This window comes from Sphingomonas sp. Leaf38 (assembly GCF_001421825.1).
GTDB lineage: Bacteria > Pseudomonadota > Alphaproteobacteria > Sphingomonadales > Sphingomonadaceae > Sphingomonas.
In genome coordinates, this window is the sequence record NZ_LMLD01000009.1 from 200,766 (window position 1) to 220,933 (window position 20,168).

Sequence of the window (20,168 nt, forward strand, 5' to 3'; positions counted from 1 at the left end):
GGGGACCAGCGACAGGCTAATGACGCGCAGGTGTTTCCGATGATCGAGCGGTTGGTGTCCATCATGGCGCGGTTGCGCGATCCGGTCGACGGCTGTGCGTGGGATAGCGTGCAGACCTGGGCAACGATCGCACCCTACACGATCGAGGAAGCGTATGAGGTCGCGGACGCGATCGCGCGCAACGATCCCACAGATCTCAAGGACGAACTGGGCGACCTACTTCTGCAGGTCGTGTTTCACAGCCGGATTGCCGAGGAATCGGGCGCCTTCACGCTCGAAGACGTCGTCGCGGCGATCAGCGATAAGATGGAACGTCGTCATCCGCATATCTTTGGCAATGCAGCGTCATCGCCGGGATGGGAAACGATCAAGGCCAGCGAGCGCGCGACAAAATGCGATCGAAGCGCGCTCGCCGGCGTTGCGATCGGCCTGCCCGCCTTGTCGCGCGCCGAGAAACTGCAGAAGCGCGGAGCGCGCGTCGGGTTCGACTGGCCCGACGCAGAGGGCCCTATCGCGAAGATCTTCGAGGAAATTGAAGAGGTTCGTGAGGCGAGTTCAGCTACGGTGGCAGAAGAGATCGGCGATCTCCTGTTTGCCGTTACGAACTGGGCACGGCATCTCGGTGTCGATCCGGAGGCCGCGTTACGCGACGGAAATGCAAAATTCGAGGCCAGGTTCCGGGCGATCGAGGTCAGCGGCGGCGAGGCGTTCGCCGCCATGACGCTCGATCAGAAGGAGGGCCTATGGCAGGAGGTCAAGCGTCGCGGCGGGTGAAGCGATCATAATCGGTTTCGGACAACCGCACATCGTAGGTCGTCTCGAGTTCGTCGTCTTCGCTGTCGAGCACCTCGCCATGCGCATGCAGCCATGCGGCCCCCGCCCCGTCGGTCGCATCGAGCGTGATCCGGTAGCGTCGATGCGCGCCGGTCAGCTTGGCGGCGACCTGAGCGATCAGCATGCCCACCCCTTCCCCGCTCAGCGCCGAGATCGCGACGACGTCGTCGCGATTGGCGGCCTGCGCGGCGATCTCGTCATGCGTCTCGGCATCGAGCAGGTCGAGCTTGTTCCAGACCTCGAACCGCGGCGTGTTCTCGTCGACGCCGATCTCGGACAATACCGATTCTACGTCGGCCCTCTGTGCCTCCGTATCGGGATGCGCAATGTCGCGAATATGGACGAGCAGATCGGCGGATACCACCTCCTCAAGCGTCGCCTTGAACGCAGCGACCAGCTGGGTCGGCAGGTCCGAAACGAAGCCCACCGTGTCCGACAGGATCGCCTTGTCGATACCAGGCAGTTGAATCTGCCGAAGAGTCGGGTCGAGCGTGGCGAACAGCAGATCCTCCGCCATGACGTCGGCACCAGTCAAGCGATTGAATAACGTGGATTTACCCGCGTTCGTATAGCCGACCAGCGCGATCACCGGCCAAGGCGCACGCTGCCGCCGCTCGCGGTGCAGACCACGGGTACGGCTGACCTGCTCCAGTTCGCGCTTCAACCGTGCCATCCGATCGCGGATTAGGCGGCGATCCGCCTCGATCTGCGTTTCGCCCGGGCCGCCGAGAAAGCCGAAGCCACCGCGCTGGCGTTCGAGGTGAGTCCAGCTGCGTACGAGTCGGCCAGCTTGATAATCGAGATGCGCGAGCTCGACCTGCAGCCGACCCTCCGCGGTCGCAGCCCGCTCGCCAAAGATTTCGAGAATCAGGCCGGTGCGGTCGATGACCTTGGTGCCGAGCGCCTTCTCCAAATTGCGCTGCTGGATAGGGCTGAGGCTCGCGTCAAATACGACGAGCCCCGCCTCTTCCATCCGCACCTGGGTGGCGAGAAGCTCGACCTGACCGCTGCCGATCAGCGTTGCCGGCTTTAGTTGGCGGACGCGGTAGGCGATTCGTTCGACGACTTCGACGCCGATCGCCGCTGCCAGACCTGCCGTCTCTGCAAGGCGCGCGTCGACATCGCGCGACGCATCGCCTTGGTCCGGCAGCACGACGATCGCGCGCGTGCCCCGGGTGAACTCGTCGCGATCGCGCTCGAAACCACTACTCAATCGTCATCGTCCCCATCATCATCCGTGTCAGTCGGTTCTTCGGCAAGGTTCAGCGGCCGTGCTGGCTGAATCGTCGAGACCGCGTGCTTGTAAACGAGCTGCGCCATGCCTTCGCGCTGGAGCAGCATGCAGAACAGGTCGAAACCCGCGATCTGACCCTGCAGCATGACGCCGTTGATCAGGAACATCGTCACGCTGTCTTCGGACTTCCGCACCGCGTTCAGGAAGATGTCCTGCAGCAACGGATGTTTCTTCTGCGTCTCGCCAACCGTCTCGACGATGCCCGAGATATCCATCGGTCCAGCGGGCATGATTGTCGAGATCGCATGCTTGTAGATCAATTGGGACTGGCCATCGCGGCGCAGCAGGACGGAAAAATTATCGAACCAAGTGACGATACCCTGTAGCTTCACGCCCTTGACGAGAAACATCGTGACAGGTGTCTTGGAGCGGCGAAGTGCGTTCAGGAATACGTCCTGGAGCGAGCCTGCTTTTTCGGCCAATGGGGTAACCCTTTGTTTTTGGCGAGACTTTGCTCGCAAGGCGCCGTTTCCCGGCGTCGGAGATGCGCCCGATTACCGGGCACAGACAGTGATCTATGATCGCCACCCCCCTACGTCCAGAGGGGGACGAAAATGCGGCATGCTATTCGTCGCGCGTTTCGGTGATACCGAGCAGCTTCAATTTGCGGTGCAGCGCCGAGCGCTCCATGCCGATGAAGCTGGCGGTGCGCGAGATATTGCCCGAAAATCGTCGGATCTGGACGCGGAGATATTCGCGCTCGAACGTCTCGCGTGCTTCGCGCAATGGAGATCCCATGATAGCGGTGCCACCAGCCGCGCCCATTTCGCCTTGGTCGCCGAGTACTTCAGCGGGAAGCAGATCGAGATCGATGCGGCCGATCCGGTCGCCGGGCGCGAGGATGATCGTGCGCTCGACGACGTTGCGGAGCTGGCGGACGTTGCCCGGCCAATCATAGGATTGCAGCGCAACCATCGCATCCGGCGCGATCTCCGGAGTCGGCACGCGCCGCTCGGATGCATAATGCGCGATGAAGTGCTGGACGAGCGCCGGTATGTCCTCGCGGCGATCCGACAAGGGCGGGATCGTGACGGGCACGACGTTGAGGCGATAATACAGGTCTTCGCGAAAGCGTCCTTCGGCGATTTCGAAAACGAGGTCGCGGGCCGTCGCCGAGACGACACGGACGTCGACCTTCACGACCCGCGTGCCGCCGACGCGCGTGAAACTCTGGTCGGTCAGCGCACGGAGGATCCGGGCCTGCGTGGTGATCGGCATGTCGGCGATCTCGTCGAGAAACAACGTCCCGCCATGCGCCTGCTCGAACAAACCGGGACGAACGAGATCGCCCGCTTCCTCGACGCCGAACAGTTCCTCGTCAACGCGCTCCGGAGTCATCCGCGCGGCACTGACGATGATGAACGGCGCGTCGGTGCGCAGGCTCCAACCGTGGAGCAGACGCGCGGCGACCTCCTTGCCGACCCCCGCGCCGCCCATGATGAGCACGCGGCTGCCGGTCGCGGCAACCCGTTTCAGCGTGGCGCGGACGCCGTTGATCGATCCCGAGCTGCCCGTCAGATCGGTCTCGCGACCGACCGTCGCGCGGAGCGAAGCGACCTCACGCCGCAGCCGCTCGGTTTCGGTCGCGCGCGCGACCATAAGCAACAGGCGCTCGGCCTCGAACGGCTTTTCGATGAAGTCGGAGGCGCCGCGGCGGATCGCGGCGACCGCGGTGTCGAGATTGCCGTGGCCCGAGATCACCAGCACCGGGATCGACGGATCGCGGCGCTTGATCTCGTCGAGCAATTCGAGCCCGTCGAGCCGCGAGCCCTGCAGCCACACGTCGAGCAAGACCAGCGATGGTCGCCGGGCGGCAATCGCCTCCAGCGCGGAATCGCTGTCGCCAGCGTCGCGCGTGGCATAGCCTTCGTCCTCCAGGACGCCGGCGACCAGTTCGCGAATGTCACGTTCGTCATCCACGACGAGAATATCGAGCGCCATCAAATCATGTCCGGTTGCGAGTCATGGTGGCGAGTTGGCCGTCCCCTGCCCCCTCGGGTAGCGGCCCTCGTGCGTCGAGCCCGCCTTGATCGAGGCCCCCCTGGTCGAGCGCCGTCAGCGCCCTGGTATCGAAAATCATGGTGACGCACGTGCCGCCACCCGGTCGGTCGGAGAATCCGATCGTCCCGCAATGTTCCTCGATGATCTTTTTGACGATAGCAAGCCCGAGGCCCGTGCCACGCGCGCGCGTGGTGACATAGGGCTCCATGATCCGGTCGCGGTCGGCAGGCAGGCCGATCCCCGTGTCCGCCAGCGCTATCGTCACGCTGCGGCCCGGCTCCTGGCTTAACGTCATCGTCACCGCCCCGCCGGGTTCACCCGTCGCTTCAATGGCTTCGACGGCGTTCTTCACGAGGTTCGTCAGCGCCTGCCCGATCTGGCGACGATCGCACACCAGCGTCAGCCCGGGATCGTCGTTGACGAGATGGAAGCCGATTGCGGGATGCGCCACCTCGTGCAGGAAAAGCGCCTGACGGGCCGCATCGACCAGCGATTCGTCGCGGAAGACGGGTTTGGGCATGCGCGCGAACGACGAGAATTCGTCGACCATCCGGCGCAGATCGCCGACCTGGCGGATGATCGTGTCGGTCAGCCGCGAGAACGTGCCGTCCTGCATCTCGGCCTTGGCGCCGTACCGGCGCTGCAGACGTTCGGCAGCAAGCTGGATCGGGGTCAACGGGTTCTTGATCTCGTGCGCGATCCGCCGCGCGACGTCGGACCAAGCCGCGCGACGCTGATCGAGCAGCTGTTGCGTGATATCGTCGAAGGTCAGAATCGGGCCCGTCGCGGCGCGCGCGATCCGTACCGCCAACGTGCGGACGTCGCCGCTCTGGCCGACCTCGACGATCGCCTCGCGGTCGCCGCCATCGAGCATCGCGTCGAGTTCGGGCGCGACATCGACCAGCCGCCGGCCCACCAGGCCACCGGCGCCGGTGCCGAGCAACGTCGTCGCAGAATCGTTCGCGATCGTAATCGTCCGCTCGCGCCCGGTCGCGACGACGCCCGCGGAGACGCCCGCCATCACCGCCTCGATCAGCGCGCGACGGTTTTCGAGCTGACCGTTCGCGGTGACGAGCTCGGTGTTCTGCGCCTCGAGCTGCCCGGTCATCTGGTTGAACGCATTGGCAAGCGTGCCGACCTCGTCACGGCTGCGCGGATCGGGGACGCGGGCGGTCAAATCGCCACTCGCGACCCGGCGCGCGGCGTCGACGAGCTCGCCGACCGGCCGTACGAGACGATCCGCCACGGCCAGCGCGATCCACACCGCAAAACCAACGATGAGCAGCGAGATCAGCAACAGCGCGGCGTTGAACCGCAGTTGCAAGCTGCGCGAGCGGGCGAGCAGCGACCGGTAGCTCTTCAGCACGTCGTTGGCGCGCACGGTCTGGCTTGAGAGCAGCTTGGTGTCCTCGACGCGACCCGCGTACAGAAACAGCTCGTCGGACCCCGGCATCAGCGTGATCGTCTGGATCCGGTCGCCGGTCACCGCGACGACCGATGGCTTGCCGGCACGGAGTTGGGCGATCGATTGCGGCGTGACCTGGCGGGCGAAATCGATCTTGTAGGGATCGACCACCGCAAAGGTCTGGATTTCGTTCTGCGGCGTGACCTTGAACAACGCGGCTTCCGACAGGCTGCGATAATAGACTTGCTGCAGGAAATAGCCCGAGAAATCGGGGCTTTGGAGCGACTTCGCCTCGAGATAGCCGGACATGTCCGCAGCCATCGTCACGGTCGCTTCCTCCCAGCGGCTAAGCTGGCGCGCATAGGAGGATTGCGCGAGCGCGGTCGCATTCTCGAGCATCCCGCGCGCCTGGTCCGAATACCAGAACTGGACACCATATTGGAACAGCAACGACGCAAAGATCGTCACCAGCAGCATCGGCACCGCGGCGACGATCGAAAACAGCGCGACGAGGCGCACGTGGAGCCGTCCGCCCCCACCGACCGGCGAACGCGCCGCACGCCGCATCGCCACGCGCCGCCCGAGCAGCATGAGCAGTGCTATCCCCGGCACGAGATTGGCGACGAGCAGCAGCGCGACGAGCGGTGGCGCGAGCACACGCTGTGGTGCGTCGGATCCGGTGATGACGAAATAGCTGGTCGCCGCGATCGCGATCGCGATCCCGAGCACCAAAGCCTCGACCGCAGGCGTCACCGCGAACCGGGGCGCGGGCTCGTCATTGTCCAATGGTAGCGTCGCGGAAGCGATCATCGTTGCCCCGATACAACGTCAACCGTTGCCGGGAAACCACATAATGACAGAATCAGCGACGTTCTGTTTCCCGGGCACGCTGCGCATCGGCGCCGTTGTCGATGTCGATGCCAAGTGTGTCGAGCCGTTTGCGCAGCGTATTGCGATTGATGCCAAGCGCGCGCGCCGCCCGCAGCTGGTTCTGGCCATGCCGCGCCAGCATCGCCTCGATCAGCGGGCGTTCGACTTCGCCGATCACGCGCTCGTACAGCGTGCCGTCGTCAAGGGAGGCGGGATTTTCGCGCGCGATCCGGTCGATCATCGCGCGCACCGCCTGGCCTATTTCGACATCGACCGTCTCCTCAGGGCCCGCATGCGTACCGATCATCGTCCGGATCGCATCCGCGCCGATCACCTCGTCGCGCGCGAGAACGGCAATACGGCGCATGAGATTTTCAAGCTCGCGGACGTTCCCAGGCCAATGATGCGCGCCGAGTACCGTGATCGCGTCGGTGGCAAGCTGACGCCGCGGCAACCCCTGCACGGCGGCATGATCGAGAAAGTGGCGGGCCAGCAAGGCGATATCCTGCCGACGCTCGCGCAACGCCGGGAGTGCGATGGGTACGACATTGAGACGATAGAACAGGTCTTCGCGGAACTGGCCGTTGGCGACCTGCGCCGACAGGTCGCGGTTCGTGGCGGCGACGATCCGGACGTCGACACGAATCGTGCGGGCCCCGCCGACGCTCGTGAACTCGCCCGACTGGAGTACCCGGAGCAGCCGGGTCTGCGCCTCCATCGGCATATCGCCGATCTCGTCGAGGAACAGCGTGCCCCCCGATGCCTGTTCGAACCGCCCGGCATTGCGCGTTGCCGCGCCCGTGAACGCGCCACGTTCATGCCCGAACAGGTCAGCCTCGATCAGTTCGCGCGGGATCGCCGCCATGTTGATCGCGACGAACGGGGCTGCACAGCGGGGACCCAGATCATGGATCGCACGCGCGACCAGCTCCTTGCCGGTGCCCGATTCGCCCGAGATCAGCACGGTCAGGTCGTTCGAGACGACGCGTGCGATGATCCGATAGACGTCCTGCATCGCCGCCGATCGCCCGATCAGCGGCAGCGCGCGGTCCGCGTCGTGGAGCGCGTCCTCCGACACCATCCCGCCACGCGCCAGCGCCCCCGCGACCGCGCGGGTCAGCACGTCGAGGTCGAACGGCTTGGGGAGATATTCATAGACACCGACTTCGGCCGCGCGGACCGCGGTGGTCAGCGTGTTCTGCGCGGAGAGGACGATGATCGGCAGCAAGGGAAAACGCGCGGCGACGCTGCGGACATGCTCGATACCGTCGCCATCGGGGAGGATGACGTCCGTGATGAGGACGTCTGGCACTGACACCGCCAACGCGCGCTCGAGTTGCGCGAGGCTGTCGGCGACCGTGACGTCGTGCCCTGCCCGGCGCAGCGCCTGCGCGACGACGGTCCGGATCGCGGCGTCGTCGTCGACGACCAGAACGGTACTCATGACGCGGCTCTGGGGAGCAACAGGCGGAGCGCGGTCATCTCGGGATTTCCTTCGCGGGCGTATTGGACGATGCCACCCATGTCGCGCGTGAGCTTGTCGACCAGTGCGAGGCCGAGCCCCTGCCCTTCGCGACGGCCCGAGACGAACGGATCGAACAGATGGTCGGCGATGTCGGCGGGTGCGCCCGGGCCGTTGTCGAAAATGCAGATCTCGATCGGCAGCGGCAGCCGGGGCTTGCCCGGCGCCGAACTGACGGTGATCCCGTGGCGGTAGGCGGTGGTCATGACGATGCGCGGTTCGCGTTCGTTGCGAACCGCTTCGCGCGCATTCTTGAGAAGATTTATGACGATCTGGAGCAGCGCGTCGCGGTTGATCTGCGCGGGCGGGAGCGACGGATCGAAACGTTCCTCGATCGCGATACCGCGCGCGAATCCGGCCAGCGCGAGCCGGCGGGCATGGCCGAGCAACGGGTAGATGTTCTCGCTGGAGAGCGGCAGGGGCCGGGTGTCGCTGAAATCCTGCATCCGGTCGATCAATGCGGCGATGCGGTCGACCTCGGTTACGATCAGCGTGGTGAGTTCGCCCGCACCGAGCAATTGCGCCGCACCGCGGATGCCCGACAAGGGGTTCTTGATCTCATGCGCCAGCATCGCCGCGGCGCCGACCGCGGCCCGTGCGCCGGCAGCGCGGTCTGCCGAATGGCCGAGGCGGCGCGAGGTCGCGGCGGAATGCAGCGTGATCGCGCGCCAGCCGGGATAATCGGCGATCTGGGTCTCGGCGAAATCGACGCGGATCTTGACGCCGCGCGCGGTCGCGATCTCCGTATCATAGACGGCCAGGCCATGCCCGTCGCGGTTGCGTGAATCATCGGGTGGCGGGATGATCGCGCCGAGCGGCTGCCCGATCATCAAGCGCTCGGAAAGGTTCAGCAACTGCTCGGCGAGCGCGTTGGCGTGCGCGACGCGGTGATCGGGATCGACGACGACGACCGCTACGGGCAGCGCCGCGAACAGCTCCGCAAAGCCCGGCCGTCCGCGTGGACTGGTGTCACGCTGCGGCAAGATCGCGCCAGGGAGCGTAGAACTCGGCCAGCATCGCCTTGACCTGCCTGGGGTCGGGCACCTGGTTCACCTTGTTGCGGAACTCGGCCGAACCCGGCAGCCCCTTGGTGTACCAGCCGATATGTTTCCGCGCCATGTTGACGCCGGTCTCGATGCCATAATGTTCGAGCATCGCCTCGTAATGCCCGGCGATCGCGTCATATTGTTCCGTGATCGACGGGTCTTCGATGCGGCGGCCAGTGGCGAACCATTCCATCACCTGGCCGAGCACCCACGGGCGGCCATAGCTGCCGCGGCCGATCATCAGGCCGTCGGCGCCCGACTGGTCCATCGCCGCTTCGGCATCCTCGATCGTGCAGATATCGCCGTTGACGATCACGGGCACGCTCACCGCGTCCTTGACCTTGCGGACGAAGCCCCAGTCCGCGCTGCCCTTGTACATCTGGTTGCGCGTGCGACCGTGGACGGTGATCAGCTTGATTCCGAGGTCTTCGGCGATCCGCGCGAGATCCGGGGCGTTGAGGCTGTCGTGGCACCAGCCCATCCGCATTTTCAGCGTCACGGGGACGTCGACCGCCTTGACGGTCGCCTCAATGATGGCGCTGGCGAGCTTGGTGTCGCGCATCAGCGCCGAGCCCGCATCGCCGTTGACGACCTTGCGCACCGGACAGCCCATATTGATGTCGATGATCGCCGCGCCGCGATCCTGACTGAGCTTGGCCGCCTCGCCCATTTCGTACGGCGTGCAGCCGATAAGCTGCATCGACACCGGCTCCTCGAGCCGATCCCACGCGGCCTTCTGCAGCGACTGGCGCGTCTCGCGGATCGCCGCCTGGCTCGCGACCATCTCGGTGACGTTGAGGCCCGAGCCATAGCGTCGCACCAACGTGCGGAACGGCATGTCGGTGACGCCGGTCATCGGCGCGAGCACGACGGGACTTTCGATCCGGACGGGACCGATCTGGATAGGGGTCAAGTTACGCATGGATGTGCCTGAAAAAGAGGCATCGCCCTACCCTGTCCTGCGGTGTGCCGCAAGACTGGCGAGTATCGGGACGAACCGCTAGGGCGCGGGGATGGCACATGGACAGCGTATCGTCGCGATCATCGTCGCCGCGGGAACCGGCGTGCGCGCCGGGGGCGCGGTTCCCAAGCAATATGCACGCATCGGCGGACGACCGATGATCGCCTATTCGTATGACGCATTCGCCGCGCATCCGGCGATCGTCGAGACGATCGTCGTGGTGGCCGACGGACAGCAGGACATGGCGGTCGACGCACTCGGGGGCGATGCGACGATCGTCGTCGGCGGTGCGACGCGGCGCGAGTCGGTTGCGAACGGGCTCGCGGCGGTCGGCGCGGCGACGCATGTGCTGATCCACGATGCGGCGCGCCCGTTCCTGTCTGCCGCGGTCATCGCTTCGCTCGTCGCCGCCCTGAAGACCAGGGATGCGGCCATCCCCGTTCTCCCGGTGACCGATACGCTCGCGCGCGGCAGCGTCCTGCTCGGCGACATCGTGCCGCGCGCGGACCTCAACCGCGTCCAGACTCCCCAGGCGTTCGCGGTCGAGGCGCTGCGGGCCGCGCACGCCGTCTGGCCCGCGGACGAAGAGGCGACCGACGATGCGCAGATGGTGCGACGGCTTGGCGTCGGCGTCGCGTTGGTGCAGGGCTCGGCGATGCTCGAGAAAGTCACCCACCCCGAAGATTTCGCGGCCGCCGAAGCGCGCGTCGCCGCCAAGACCTCGTACGAGACCCGCACCGCGATGGGCTTCGACGTCCACCGGCTCGAAACCGGCGAAGAGCTCTGGCTCGGCGGCGTCCTGATCCCGCACGACAAGGGGCTGTCGGGGCATAGCGATGCGGACGTCGCGCTCCACGCGCTGACCGACGCGCTGCTCGGCACGATCGCGGCGGGCGATATCGGCACGCATTTCCCGCCGAGCGACCCGCAGTGGAAGGGCGCCGACTCCGCGCAGTTCCTCCAGCACGCCGCCAAGCTGATCGCCGACAAGCATGGCCGGATCGACTTCGTCGACCTCACGATCATGTGCGAGGCGCCCAAGATCGGGCCGCACCGCGCGGCGATGACCGCGCGGATCGCGGACCTGCTCGGGCTCACGCTCGACCGTGTCAGCGTCAAGGCGACGACCACCGAGCGGCTCGGCTTCACGGGCCGCGGCGAGGGAATCGCGGCGCAGGCAGTCGCGACCGTCCGCGTTCCCGGTGCGCCCGCATGAAGATCATCGCCGCACTCGTCGCGACAGCGCTTCTCGCGAGCCCGGCGGTGGCGCAACCGCGTTGCCTGACCGGCGCGGAGGCCGAATCGCTGACGCTGGTCGCGATGCCCGACATTCTCCGCGAGACAGGACGCGTCTGTGCGGCGCAGTTACCCGCGGCCAGCCTGATCCGGCGCCAGTCGAGCACGCTGATCGGACGGTACGAGACCGAAGCCGAGCGCGCATGGCCGGCGGCGCGCGCGGCGATCGTCAAGTTGAGCGACCCGGCGGTCGACGCGTTGCTCGATTCGGACTTTGCCCGCCCCCTGCTGACGACGTTGCTCGTGCCGCAGATCGTCGGGCGGATCGCGCTGCGCGATTGCGCGACGATCGACCGGCTCGTCGCGCTGCTCGACCCGCTGCCCCCGCGCAATACCGCCGGCATCGTCGTCGAGACGCTGCGCTACCTCAAATCGCAAAAGACGCGTGGGGGTGCTATCTCGGTCGCCTCGCTGCCCCTGTGCCCGGTGGAGACTCGCTGATGGATACCATCCTTCCCGCCGAACTGGTCGACGCCGCGCGGAAAGTCATCGAACAGAACCGGGCGATCGGGCGCCGCGTCGCGGTCGCCGAAAGCTGCACCGGCGGGCTGGTCGCCGCGGCGCTGACCGAGATACCCGGCTCGTCGGATGTGTTCGAGGTCGGCTTCGTCACCTATTCGAACGACGCGAAGCTCGGCGTACTCAAGATCAGCTCGGATGTGCTGGAGACATTCGGCGCAGTGTCGATCGCGGTCGCCTGGAGCATGGCGCAGGCCGCACTCAAGCAATCGGGCGCGGACATCGCCGTCGCGATCACCGGCGTTGCCGGTCCGGGTGGCGGATCGCTCAAGAAGCCGGTCGGTACGGTCGTGTTCGGCCGCGCGGAAAAGGGCGGCGATCCGTCCGACGTCCATGCCGACCGCAAAGACTTCGGCGATCTGGGACGCGGCGGAATCCGGCTTCAGGCGGCGTTGTGGGCGCTCGAACTCTTGCTGCCCGACGCGTCGGCGCCGTAAAGTTCCGCGGCGCGCGTTTCGAACGCGCCGATCATCTTGCGCAGTGCGGCACCAAAGACCTGCCCGGCGATCATCTCGAACATCCGGTTCTTGAACGCGAAGTCGACGGTGAAATCGACCGCGCAGCCCTGCGGCTCGGGCCGGAAATGCCACTCGTTGCGCAGATACTTGAGCGGACCGTCGACATAATCGACGGTGAGTTCGCTCGGCCGGACCTTCTCGACGCGCGACGTGAACGTCTCGCGCAGGCCCTTGAAGCCGACGATCATGTCCGCGAGCGTCTCGGTCTCGCTGTTCGAGCGCACCCGCATCGCGCTGACCCAGGGCAGGAACTCGGCGTAGCGGCCGACATCGGCAACCAGGTCGAACATCTGCTCAGGCGTGTACGGCAAATGACGCGTTTCCGAATGCTTGGGCATCAGATGCGCACAACGCCCAGCTTGGCATCACGGTTGGCACGCAACTGCTCGAAATCGTCGCCGGCGTGATAGCTCGACCGCGTCAGCGGCGACGATGCGACCAGCAGGAAGCCCTTGGCGCGCGCGATCGAGGCATAGGCGTCGAACGCCTTGGGCGGCACGAACTCGGCAACCTTCGCATGGCGCGGGGTCGGCTGAAGATACTGACCCATCGTCAGGAAATCGATGTCGGCGCAGCGCATGTCGTCCATCACCTGATGGATCTCCAGACGCTCCTCGCCGAGCCCGAGCATCACGCCCGACTTGGTGAAGATCGACGGATCATGGCGCTTCACGCTCTCCAGCAGCCGCAACGACGCATAATAGCGCGCGCCCGGGCGGATCGTCGGATAGAGCCGCGGCACCGTCTCGAGATTGTGGTTGTAGACGTCGGGACGCGCCTCGACGATCGACTCGATCGCCGCCTGCGCCTTGTTGCGAAAATCGGGCGTCAGGATCTCGATCGTCGTGGTCGGGTTCGACGCGCGGATCGCCTGGATAACCTTCACGAACTGCGACGCGCCGCCATCGGGCAGATCGTCACGATCGACCGAGGTGATGACGATATGGTTCAGGCCCATCTGCGCGGCCGCATCGGCCACGTTCTGCGGCTCCATCGCGTCGACCGCGCGCGGCATGCCCGTCTTCACGTTGCAGAACGCGCACGCCCGCGTGCAGGTGTCGCCGAGGATCATGACGGTCGCATGCTTCTTCGACCAGCATTCGCCGATGTTCGGGCACGCTGCCTCTTCGCACACCGTCGTGAGGCTTTTGGAGCGCATCAGCTCGCGGGTTTTTGCAAAGCCAGCGGAGGTCGGCGCCTTGACGCGGATCCAGTCGGGCTTGCGCGCACGAACCGGCGCAGCCATCGGGGTCATGTCGTTCATGGACGCCAGATAGCCCCGCCCTGCCCTTGAGACAATGGCGGCCGATCGCCTCGGCGGCTTGGAATCACCGTTCGGCGCGGATAAAACCTTCCCTGGGAACCAGTTCCAACATGACAGGTTTGTCATGTTGCAATGCAACCATCGACGAAAGGCTAACCGTGCCCACTCATTTTCCGGAAATGATCGAAGGCTATCATCGCTTCAAGGACGGCCCCTGGGAGGCGCAGCGCGAGCGCTGGAAGGAACTGCAGGAAGGCCAGAGCCCGAAGGTGATGATCATCGCGTGTTCCGACAGCCGCGTCGAACCCGCGCAGATCTTCGACACGCTCCCCGGTGAGGTGTTCGTCGTCCGCAACGTCGCAAATCTGGTCCCGCCCTACGAAACTGGTGGCGGCCATCACGGCGTGTCGGCGGCCATCGAGTTCGCCGTTACGCAGCTGAAGGTCGAAGAGATCGTCGTGATGGGCCATGAGAAGTGCGGCGGCTGCAAGGCCGCGCTGACGCAGGCTTTTGCCGACGCGGACCATGGCGCCGGCGGCTTCGTGTCCGACTGGGTGAGCTTGCTCGACGGCGCGCGTGAGAAGGTCATCGCCAAGTTTGGCGACAGCGACCAGGCGGGCCGTGAGATGGAACTCGAGTCCGTTCGCACCTCGATCGCCAATCTGCGCACCTTCCCGTTCGTCAGAAGGGCCGAGGCCGCCGGCACGCTGGCGCTCCGCGGCGCCTATTTCGGCATCGACAAGGGCCAGATGCTGCTGCTCAACGCGGACGACGAGTTCATCCAGGCCGATGCACCAGAGGCCAAATCCGCGAAAGCGTAACGGGTCAGCGAAGGCCTAACGCCTTCTTCGCCACCTTCTCGACCTTCGGGTCGAGTGGTGGCGGAACCATCGACACACTCGCTTCAAGGCGGTCCGCGATCAGCGTCAGCGCTGCGATTCGGGCCGCCTTCTTGTCATTACCGTCGATCACCGACCATGGCGCGGTCGCGGTATCGGTGCGCGCGAACATCTCCGCCATCGCCTCAAGATAGTCACCGCGCTTCGACCGGTTGTGATAATCGTCGAGCCCGGTCTTCCAATGCTTCCACGGATCGTCGAGCCGCGCCTTGAGCCGTCGGTCCTGCTCCTTCTGGGTGGTATGGACGAACAGCTTGATCAGCGTCGTGCCGCTCTCGACCTGCTGCGCCTCGAACGCGTTGATCTCGTCATAGCCGTGGTGCCATTCGGCATCGCTCGCAAACCCTTCGACGCGCTCGACGAGCACGCGACCGTACCAGCTGCGATCGAACACCGCGATATGGCCGTTGGCGGGCAACCGGTTCCAGAAGCGCCAGAGGAAATGATGCGCTTTCTCGTCGGCGGTCGGCGCGGCGATCGGCCAGACCTTGTAGTTGCGCGGGTCCCATTCGGCCGACAGCCGCTGGATGATCCCGCCCTTGCCCGCCGCGTCCCAGCCCTCGAACATGACGATCGCGCGCGTACCCCCGACGATGTGCGCGACCTGGATATGCTCGAGACGCTCCTGAAGTTTGGCGAGGTCGCGCTTGTATTTGCCGTCGTAGGCGTCGCCACTTTCGTAATCGGCCAGATGGATCGTCATGCATCTCTCTCCGTCGCTGTCGGAATATGAACGTTCCAGGGGCCACGACGACGCAAGACGAACCAATAATAGGCGATCGAGAGCAGGATTTCGGCCGCGGTCATGATCAGCCCGGGGCGGCCCTCCTCCAGATCGAACCAGCTTGTCCAGCACACATAGCCGAGCGCCAGCAGCGTCACCACGGGCGCAAGCGGGTAGAGCGGCATCTGGTAAGGCGCATGCGCGGTCTTGCCAGAGCGTCTGCCGACCATCGCTGCGACGCAGATTCCCGCATAGATCGCGACGAGGCCGGTGCCGCTGAGCACGAGCAGCAGCGGAAGCGGTAGGAAGCATGCCACGATCCCGAACCCGCCGACCAGTAGCGTGCCGACCCAGGGGGATCCGAAGCGAGGGTGGACCTGCACCAACCACCGGTCGATCGGGCGCCCCCACGATCCGTCACGTGCAGTCCCATAGAAGAACCGTGCGCAGGCCAGAATGCACGCGATCACCGCGTTGACGATCGCGACGACGACGCCGATCGAGATCCAGTCGGCCATCGCCGAGCCGCTACGGAGGACCACGAGGAGCCCGAACGGGTCGCTGGCGGAGAGCGTGGCGTGGAGGTCCGGTGCGCCGACGAGAAGCGCGACGATCGGGATACCCTCGAACAGCAGGGTCAACGCGAGCGACGCCATGATCGCGCGCGCGATCAGCCGGGGGGCGTCGAGCATCTCTTCACCGAAATACACCGCCGCGCCATAGCCGTTGAGCGCGAAGATCGCGATCGAGGTGGCGAGTCCGATCGAGGCGGCGGACGCGGGGACGAGCGCGCCGGCTTGCGGCATCACCGGGTGGAGCAAGAGGTCGCCGAACGGGCGCACGGCATCGGCGAAGCCGAGCCAGACGACCGCGCCGATCGCGAGCATCTCGACCAGCAGGAAAAGCCCCGTCAGCCAGGCGTTGACGCGGATCTGAAGGATCGCGACCAGCGTCGATCCCGCGACCACCGCGACGGCGATGGGGATTTGCGGCAGGCCTGGGACGAGCGTGCCGAGCACCGCGCTGACCCCCAGCCCGGCGACCGGCGGGAAGAGCAGGTTATTGAAGACGTTGACGCCGAGCATCGCGAAGCCCGCCATCGGCCCGAGCGTATGCGCGACCGCGACGTACTCGCCGCCTGCGACCGGCCACGCGGACGAGAGTTCGGCATAGACGAAGGCGGTGGCGACGCAGACGAGCCCGGCGAGCAGCGTCGCCCAGATCGCGCCGGTGCCCGCGACCTGGAGCATCCCGGGGACGATGACGAACACCGACGATGCCGGCGTCGCGACGGAGAGCGTGAGGAACAGGACGCCGATGACGCCGAGGCTGCGGACGAGACTGCGGCCGGGGATCGGCGCCGGTGTCATCTGATCGTCGCGCATGCCATCCCCTTATCGTGCAGGGGTATTTGCATGGTTAACGGGGTTGGAGGAAGTTCATTTGCTCCCCTCGCCCCTCCGGGGAGAGGGAGGGGCCCGCCCGCACTTGCGGGTGGGAGGGTGAGGGGCGGTTCATTTGCGCCAACCTCCCCTCACCCTCCCGTCGCCAAGAGGGTCATCCTTCTCTCTGCCCGAAGGCGCGAGGGACGGTCGGATCACCCGGCGTTCGGCGCGACCACCTTGGCCGGATCCTTCGGACCATCGACCGTCAGGCGGATGTTGAGCTCCTTCAGCTGCTTGGCGCTCACCGGGCTCGGCGCGCCCATCATCAGATCCTCGGCCTTCTGGTTCATCGGGAACAGCACGACCTCGCGGATGTTGGGCTCGCCCGCGAGCAGCATGACCATCCGGTCGATGCCCGGCGCCGAGCCGCCATGCGGCGGCGCGCCGACCTTGAACGCGTTGATCATGCCCGCAAAGTTCGTGTCGACATCGGCCTGCGTGTAGCCGGCGATCTCGAACGCCTTGTACATGATCTCCGGACGGTGGTTCCGTATCGCACCCGACGACAGTTCGACGCCGTTGCAGACGATGTCGTACTGATACGCCAGGATATCGAGCGGGTCCTTGTTTTCCAGCGCGTCCATCTCGCCCTGCGGCATCGAGAACGGGTTGTGGCTGAAGTCGACCTTCTTCGTGTCCTCGTCATATTCGAACATCGGGAAGTCGACGATCCAGCAGAATTCGAAGCGGTTCTCGTCGATCAGGCCAAGATCCGCGCCGATCCGCGCACGCGCGGCGCCGGCGAGCTTGGCGGCGGCGAGTTCCTTGCCGGCGGCGAAGAAGATGCCGTCGTTGGGGCCGAGGCCCAGCTCGGCGATGAGTTTGCGGGTCGCTTCTTCGCCGTGGTTCTTGGCGATCGGACCGCCCAACTCACCGTTCTTCTGCGTGATGTAGCCGAGACCCGCATGACCTTCGGCGCGCGCCCAGTCGTTCATGTCGGTGAAGAATTTGCGGCTCTTCTCGGCGGTGTTCGGCGCGGGGATCGCGCGGACCACGTCACCGCCGGCGACGATCCCGGCGAACAGACCGAAGCCCGAATCGACGAAGTGATGGCCGACGTCGTGGATCAGGATCGGGTTGCGCAGATCGGGCTTGTCGCTGCCGTATTTCAGCATCGATTCGCGGTAGGGGATGCGCTTGAACGGGAGCGCAGACACCTGGCGTCCCTTGCCCTGCCAGTCGGCGAACTCCTCGAACACGCCGTGGAGGACGGGCTCGATCGCGTCGAACACGTCGTCCTGCGTGACGAAGCTCATCTCGAAATCGAGCTGGTAGAACTCGCCCGGCGAACGATCGGCGCGTGCATCCTCGTCGCGGAAGCAGGGGGCGATCTGGAAATAGCGGTCGAAGCCCGCGACCATGAGCAGTTGCTTGAACATCTGCGGCGCCTGCGGGAGCGCGTAGAACTTGCCCGGATGCACGCGGCTCGGCACCAGATAGTCGCGCGCGCCCTCTGGCGACGACGCGGTCAGGATCGGCGTCTGGAATTCGGTGAAGCCCTGATCGTTCATCCGGTTGCGGAGCGAGGTGATGACCTTCGAGCGGAGCATGATGTTCGCGTGGAGCCGTTCGCGACGCAGATCGAGATAGCGATAGCGCAGGCGGATATCCTCGGGATACTCGGCCTCGCCCGCGACCGGCATCGGCAGTTCGCCCGCCATCGACTGGACCGTCGCGGCGGTCGCGCGGACTTCGATCCCGCCGGTCGGCAGGTTCGGGTTCACCGCTTCGGGTGCGCGTGCGGTGACCTTGCCGGTGATCGTGACGACGCTCTCGCTCTTCAGGCCTTCGATGACCGTGAAGACGGGGCCGGACACGTCGGTGACGATCTGCGTGATGCCGTAATGATCGCGCAGATCGATGAAGACGAGGTCGCCGTGATCGCGCTTCTTGTGGACCCAGCCCGACACGCGGACCTCCTCGCCGACCTGTTCGGGACGGAGGGCGGCGCAGTTATGGGTGCGATAGGCGTGCATGATGGGTCTTCTCGGACGATAAACAGGTGTCTCGCGCTTCCCTTCCTCACCCGCCTTTGTCAACCCGGACGACCCTCGCTATGGAAACGTCATGCATATCCACCCGCTTATCTCCGACAGTGCCACGCTCGCCAATCTGTGCGCGCGCATGGCCGACGCCGACTATGTGTGCGTCGACACCGAATTCATGCGCGAGAGCACCTATTACCCGGAGCTCTGCCTGATCCAGATCGCCGACGACAAGGAGGCCGCGGCGATCGACCCGATGGCGCCGGGGATCGACCTGAAGCCGTTGCTCGACCTGCTCGTCGAGAATCACGACGTACTCAAGGTCGTCCATGCCGGCGGGCAGGATATCGAGATCGTCTACAACCTCACGGGCAAGACGCCCTTCCCGCTGTTCGACACGCAGGTCGCGGCGATGGCGCTCGGCCAGGGCGAACAGATCGGTTATTCGAACCTCGTCGACAGCTGGCTCGGCATCGCGGTCGACAAGGGCGCGCGGTTCACCGACTGGGCGCGCCGCCCACTCGACGCACGGCAGATCGAGTACGCGATCGGCGACGTGACGCATCTGTCGAAGATCTTCCCGAAGATGCTCGAACGGCTGCGCAAGACGGGGCGCGGCGTGTGGCTCGACCAGGAGATGGAGCGCCTCGGCGACATCGCCAATTATGCGAACGATCCCGATCTGGCCTGGAAGCGCGTCCGGATCTCGGGCCGCAAGCCCGAGGTGCTCGGACGACTCAAGGCACTCGCCCGGTGGCGCGAGCTCGAGGCGCAGGCGAAGGACCTGCCGCGTGGCCGGATCGTCAAGGACGAGACGCTCGGCGACATGGCGGGCCATCCGCCCAAGAAGCAGGCCGATCTCGCCCGCGTGCGCGGCTTGTCGGCGAGCTGGGCGGGGAACGACATCGGCGGCCGGCTGATGGCGGCGATCGAGGGCGCGCAACCGCTTGGCGAGGACGAACTGCCGCCGCGCGACGATCGCAAGCCGGGGCTCGGCAAGGAGGGGTCACTGGTCGCGGATCTTCTCAAGCTGCTGCTGAAGATCCGCTCGCGAGATATTGATGTCGCGTCGAAATTGCTCGCGCGGACCGATGAGCTGGAGGCGCTTGCCGCTGGCGTGCGCGTCGGGTTGCCGATGCTCGAAGGCTGGCGGTTCGACCAGTTCGGCCGCGACGCGCTCGATCTGGTCGAAGGCCGACTGGCGTTTGCGGTGATCGGCGGTAAGCTCAAGATGACGCGTACGGAGGATGCCGCATGAAGATCGTTCTGGTTGTCGCCCTGCTGGCGTCTGCGGCGTGCACGCCGGTCGAGATGCGTGGCGAGGCGCCCGCTGCGGCCCCCACCCAATCCGCGTGCAATGCAGACTCGCTGGGCGATCTTGTCGGCAAGCGCGCGAGCGATGCGCGGGCGGACGTGATGCAGACGCGGTCGGGAGCACGGACGCTGCGGTGGATCGCGCCGAACACCGCGACGACGAAGGATTTCCGCGTCGACCGGTTGAACGTCTATGTCGATGCCAAGGGCCGGATCGAACGCTTTACCTGCGCTTGAGGGCGCGCTCCTGAATCCTCCCCCGCCAGGGGGG

19 protein-coding genes are annotated in these 20,168 nt (G+C 65.8%); 7 read left to right on the plus strand and 12 right to left on the minus strand.

All coding sequences use genetic code 11. The features are described from left to right. Positions 1 to 39: 39 nt before the first annotated feature. A complete protein-coding gene (gene mazG / locus ASE88_RS03230; protein ID WP_055877079.1) occupies positions 40 to 774 on the plus strand; it encodes a nucleoside triphosphate pyrophosphohydrolase in 735 nt (244 codons plus the stop codon). Here mazG and hflX read toward each other — a convergent pair. The 7 genes from hflX to dusB form a co-directional block, all read right to left on the minus strand. Next, on the minus strand, positions 755 to 2,047 hold the full coding sequence (gene hflX / locus ASE88_RS03235; RefSeq protein WP_055875973.1) for a GTPase HflX: 1,293 nt from the start codon (positions 2,045 to 2,047) through the stop codon (positions 755 to 757). The genes mazG and hflX overlap by 20 nt on opposite strands. Next, positions 2,044 to 2,589, minus strand: coding sequence for an RNA chaperone Hfq (gene hfq / locus ASE88_RS03240; RefSeq protein WP_082463259.1), 546 nt, complete (start codon positions 2,587 to 2,589; stop codon positions 2,044 to 2,046). The genes hflX and hfq overlap by 4 nt, the downstream gene beginning before the upstream one ends. A 103-nt stretch (positions 2,590 to 2,692) precedes the next feature. Continuing rightward, positions 2,693 to 4,069 (minus strand): sigma-54-dependent transcriptional regulator, encoded by a 1,377-nt coding sequence (locus ASE88_RS03245; RefSeq protein ID WP_055875978.1) that lies wholly within the window; start codon positions 4,067 to 4,069, stop codon positions 2,693 to 2,695. 4 nt (positions 4,070 to 4,073) lie between these two features. After that, positions 4,074 to 6,344, minus strand: a complete 2,271-nt coding sequence (locus ASE88_RS03250) for an ATP-binding protein (protein ID WP_056475383.1) — start codon at positions 6,342 to 6,344, stop codon at positions 4,074 to 4,076. A gap of 52 nt (positions 6,345 to 6,396) precedes the next feature. Then, a complete protein-coding gene (gene ntrC / locus ASE88_RS03255; RefSeq protein WP_056475385.1) occupies positions 6,397 to 7,848 on the minus strand; it encodes a nitrogen regulation protein NR(I) in 1,452 nt (483 codons plus the stop codon). After that, the gene (locus ASE88_RS03260) at positions 7,845 to 8,909 is read right to left on the minus strand and encodes a two-component system sensor histidine kinase NtrB (RefSeq protein WP_235527793.1); all 1,065 of its coding nucleotides are present in this window, start codon (positions 8,907 to 8,909) and stop codon (positions 7,845 to 7,847) included. The genes ntrC and ASE88_RS03260 overlap by 4 nt, the downstream gene beginning before the upstream one ends. Further along, complete coding sequence (gene dusB / locus ASE88_RS03265) at positions 8,896 to 9,894, minus strand: tRNA dihydrouridine synthase DusB (protein WP_056475391.1); 999 nt, start codon at positions 9,892 to 9,894, stop codon at positions 8,896 to 8,898. The genes ASE88_RS03260 and dusB overlap by 14 nt, the downstream gene beginning before the upstream one ends. 91 nt (positions 9,895 to 9,985) lie before the next feature. On the opposite strand from dusB, the gene ASE88_RS03270 reads away from it, so the two are divergent. The 3 genes from ASE88_RS03270 to ASE88_RS03280 are packed head-to-tail and all read left to right on the plus strand — an operon-like array spanning position 9,986 to position 12,185. Further along, on the plus strand, positions 9,986 to 11,149 hold the full coding sequence (locus tag ASE88_RS03270) for a bifunctional 2-C-methyl-D-erythritol 4-phosphate cytidylyltransferase/2-C-methyl-D-erythritol 2,4-cyclodiphosphate synthase (protein ID WP_056475394.1): 1,164 nt from the start codon (positions 9,986 to 9,988) through the stop codon (positions 11,147 to 11,149). Next, positions 11,146 to 11,670, plus strand: a complete 525-nt coding sequence (locus tag ASE88_RS03275; protein ID WP_055875994.1) for a hypothetical protein — start codon at positions 11,146 to 11,148, stop codon at positions 11,668 to 11,670. Before ASE88_RS03270 ends, ASE88_RS03275 begins: the two co-directional genes overlap by 4 nt. Continuing rightward, positions 11,670 to 12,185 carry a CinA family protein gene (locus ASE88_RS03280; RefSeq protein ID WP_056476312.1) on the plus strand — a complete coding sequence of 172 codons (516 nt, stop codon included), beginning with the start codon at positions 11,670 to 11,672 and terminating at the stop codon, positions 12,183 to 12,185. Before ASE88_RS03275 ends, ASE88_RS03280 begins: the two co-directional genes overlap by 1 nt. Here ASE88_RS03280 and ASE88_RS03285 read toward each other — a convergent pair. Together ASE88_RS03285 and lipA are read right to left on the minus strand one after the other, a co-directional pair. Further along, on the minus strand, positions 12,131 to 12,604 hold the full coding sequence (locus ASE88_RS03285) for a type II toxin-antitoxin system RatA family toxin (protein WP_055876000.1): 474 nt from the start codon (positions 12,602 to 12,604) through the stop codon (positions 12,131 to 12,133). The genes ASE88_RS03280 and ASE88_RS03285 overlap by 55 nt on opposite strands. Then, the gene (gene lipA, locus ASE88_RS03290) at positions 12,604 to 13,530 is read right to left on the minus strand and encodes a lipoyl synthase (protein WP_055876003.1); all 927 of its coding nucleotides are present in this window, start codon (positions 13,528 to 13,530) and stop codon (positions 12,604 to 12,606) included. Before lipA ends, ASE88_RS03285 begins: the two co-directional genes overlap by 1 nt. Before the next feature lie 110 nt (positions 13,531 to 13,640). On the opposite strand from lipA, the gene ASE88_RS03295 reads away from it, so the two are divergent. Continuing rightward, positions 13,641 to 14,351 (plus strand): carbonic anhydrase, encoded by a 711-nt coding sequence (locus ASE88_RS03295; RefSeq protein WP_055876006.1) that lies wholly within the window; start codon positions 13,641 to 13,643, stop codon positions 14,349 to 14,351. A 4-nt stretch (positions 14,352 to 14,355) separates the two neighbouring features. On the opposite strand, the gene ASE88_RS03300 is transcribed toward ASE88_RS03295, so the two are convergent. The 3 genes from ASE88_RS03300 to aspS form a co-directional block, all read right to left on the minus strand. Then, complete coding sequence (locus ASE88_RS03300; protein WP_055876009.1) at positions 14,356 to 15,132, minus strand: polyphosphate kinase 2 family protein; 777 nt, start codon at positions 15,130 to 15,132, stop codon at positions 14,356 to 14,358. Beyond that, positions 15,129 to 16,538: an APC family permease gene (locus ASE88_RS03305; RefSeq protein WP_235527795.1), complete on the minus strand. Its 1,410-nt coding sequence runs from the start codon at positions 16,536 to 16,538 to the stop codon at positions 15,129 to 15,131. Before ASE88_RS03305 ends, ASE88_RS03300 begins: the two co-directional genes overlap by 4 nt. A gap of 212 nt (positions 16,539 to 16,750) precedes the next feature. After that, the gene (aspS, locus tag ASE88_RS03310) at positions 16,751 to 18,574 is read right to left on the minus strand and encodes an aspartate--tRNA ligase (protein ID WP_200910137.1); all 1,824 of its coding nucleotides are present in this window, start codon (positions 18,572 to 18,574) and stop codon (positions 16,751 to 16,753) included. Positions 18,575 to 18,665: 91 nt separating this feature from the next. Between aspS and rnd the strand changes: the two genes are divergently transcribed. After that, positions 18,666 to 19,841, plus strand: a complete 1,176-nt coding sequence (gene rnd / locus ASE88_RS03315; protein ID WP_056415007.1) for a ribonuclease D — start codon at positions 18,666 to 18,668, stop codon at positions 19,839 to 19,841. Continuing rightward, positions 19,838 to 20,134 carry an I78 family peptidase inhibitor gene (locus ASE88_RS03320; protein ID WP_055876015.1) on the plus strand — a complete coding sequence of 99 codons (297 nt, stop codon included), beginning with the start codon at positions 19,838 to 19,840 and terminating at the stop codon, positions 20,132 to 20,134. Before rnd ends, ASE88_RS03320 begins: the two co-directional genes overlap by 4 nt. Positions 20,135 to 20,168 lie beyond the last annotated feature (34 nt).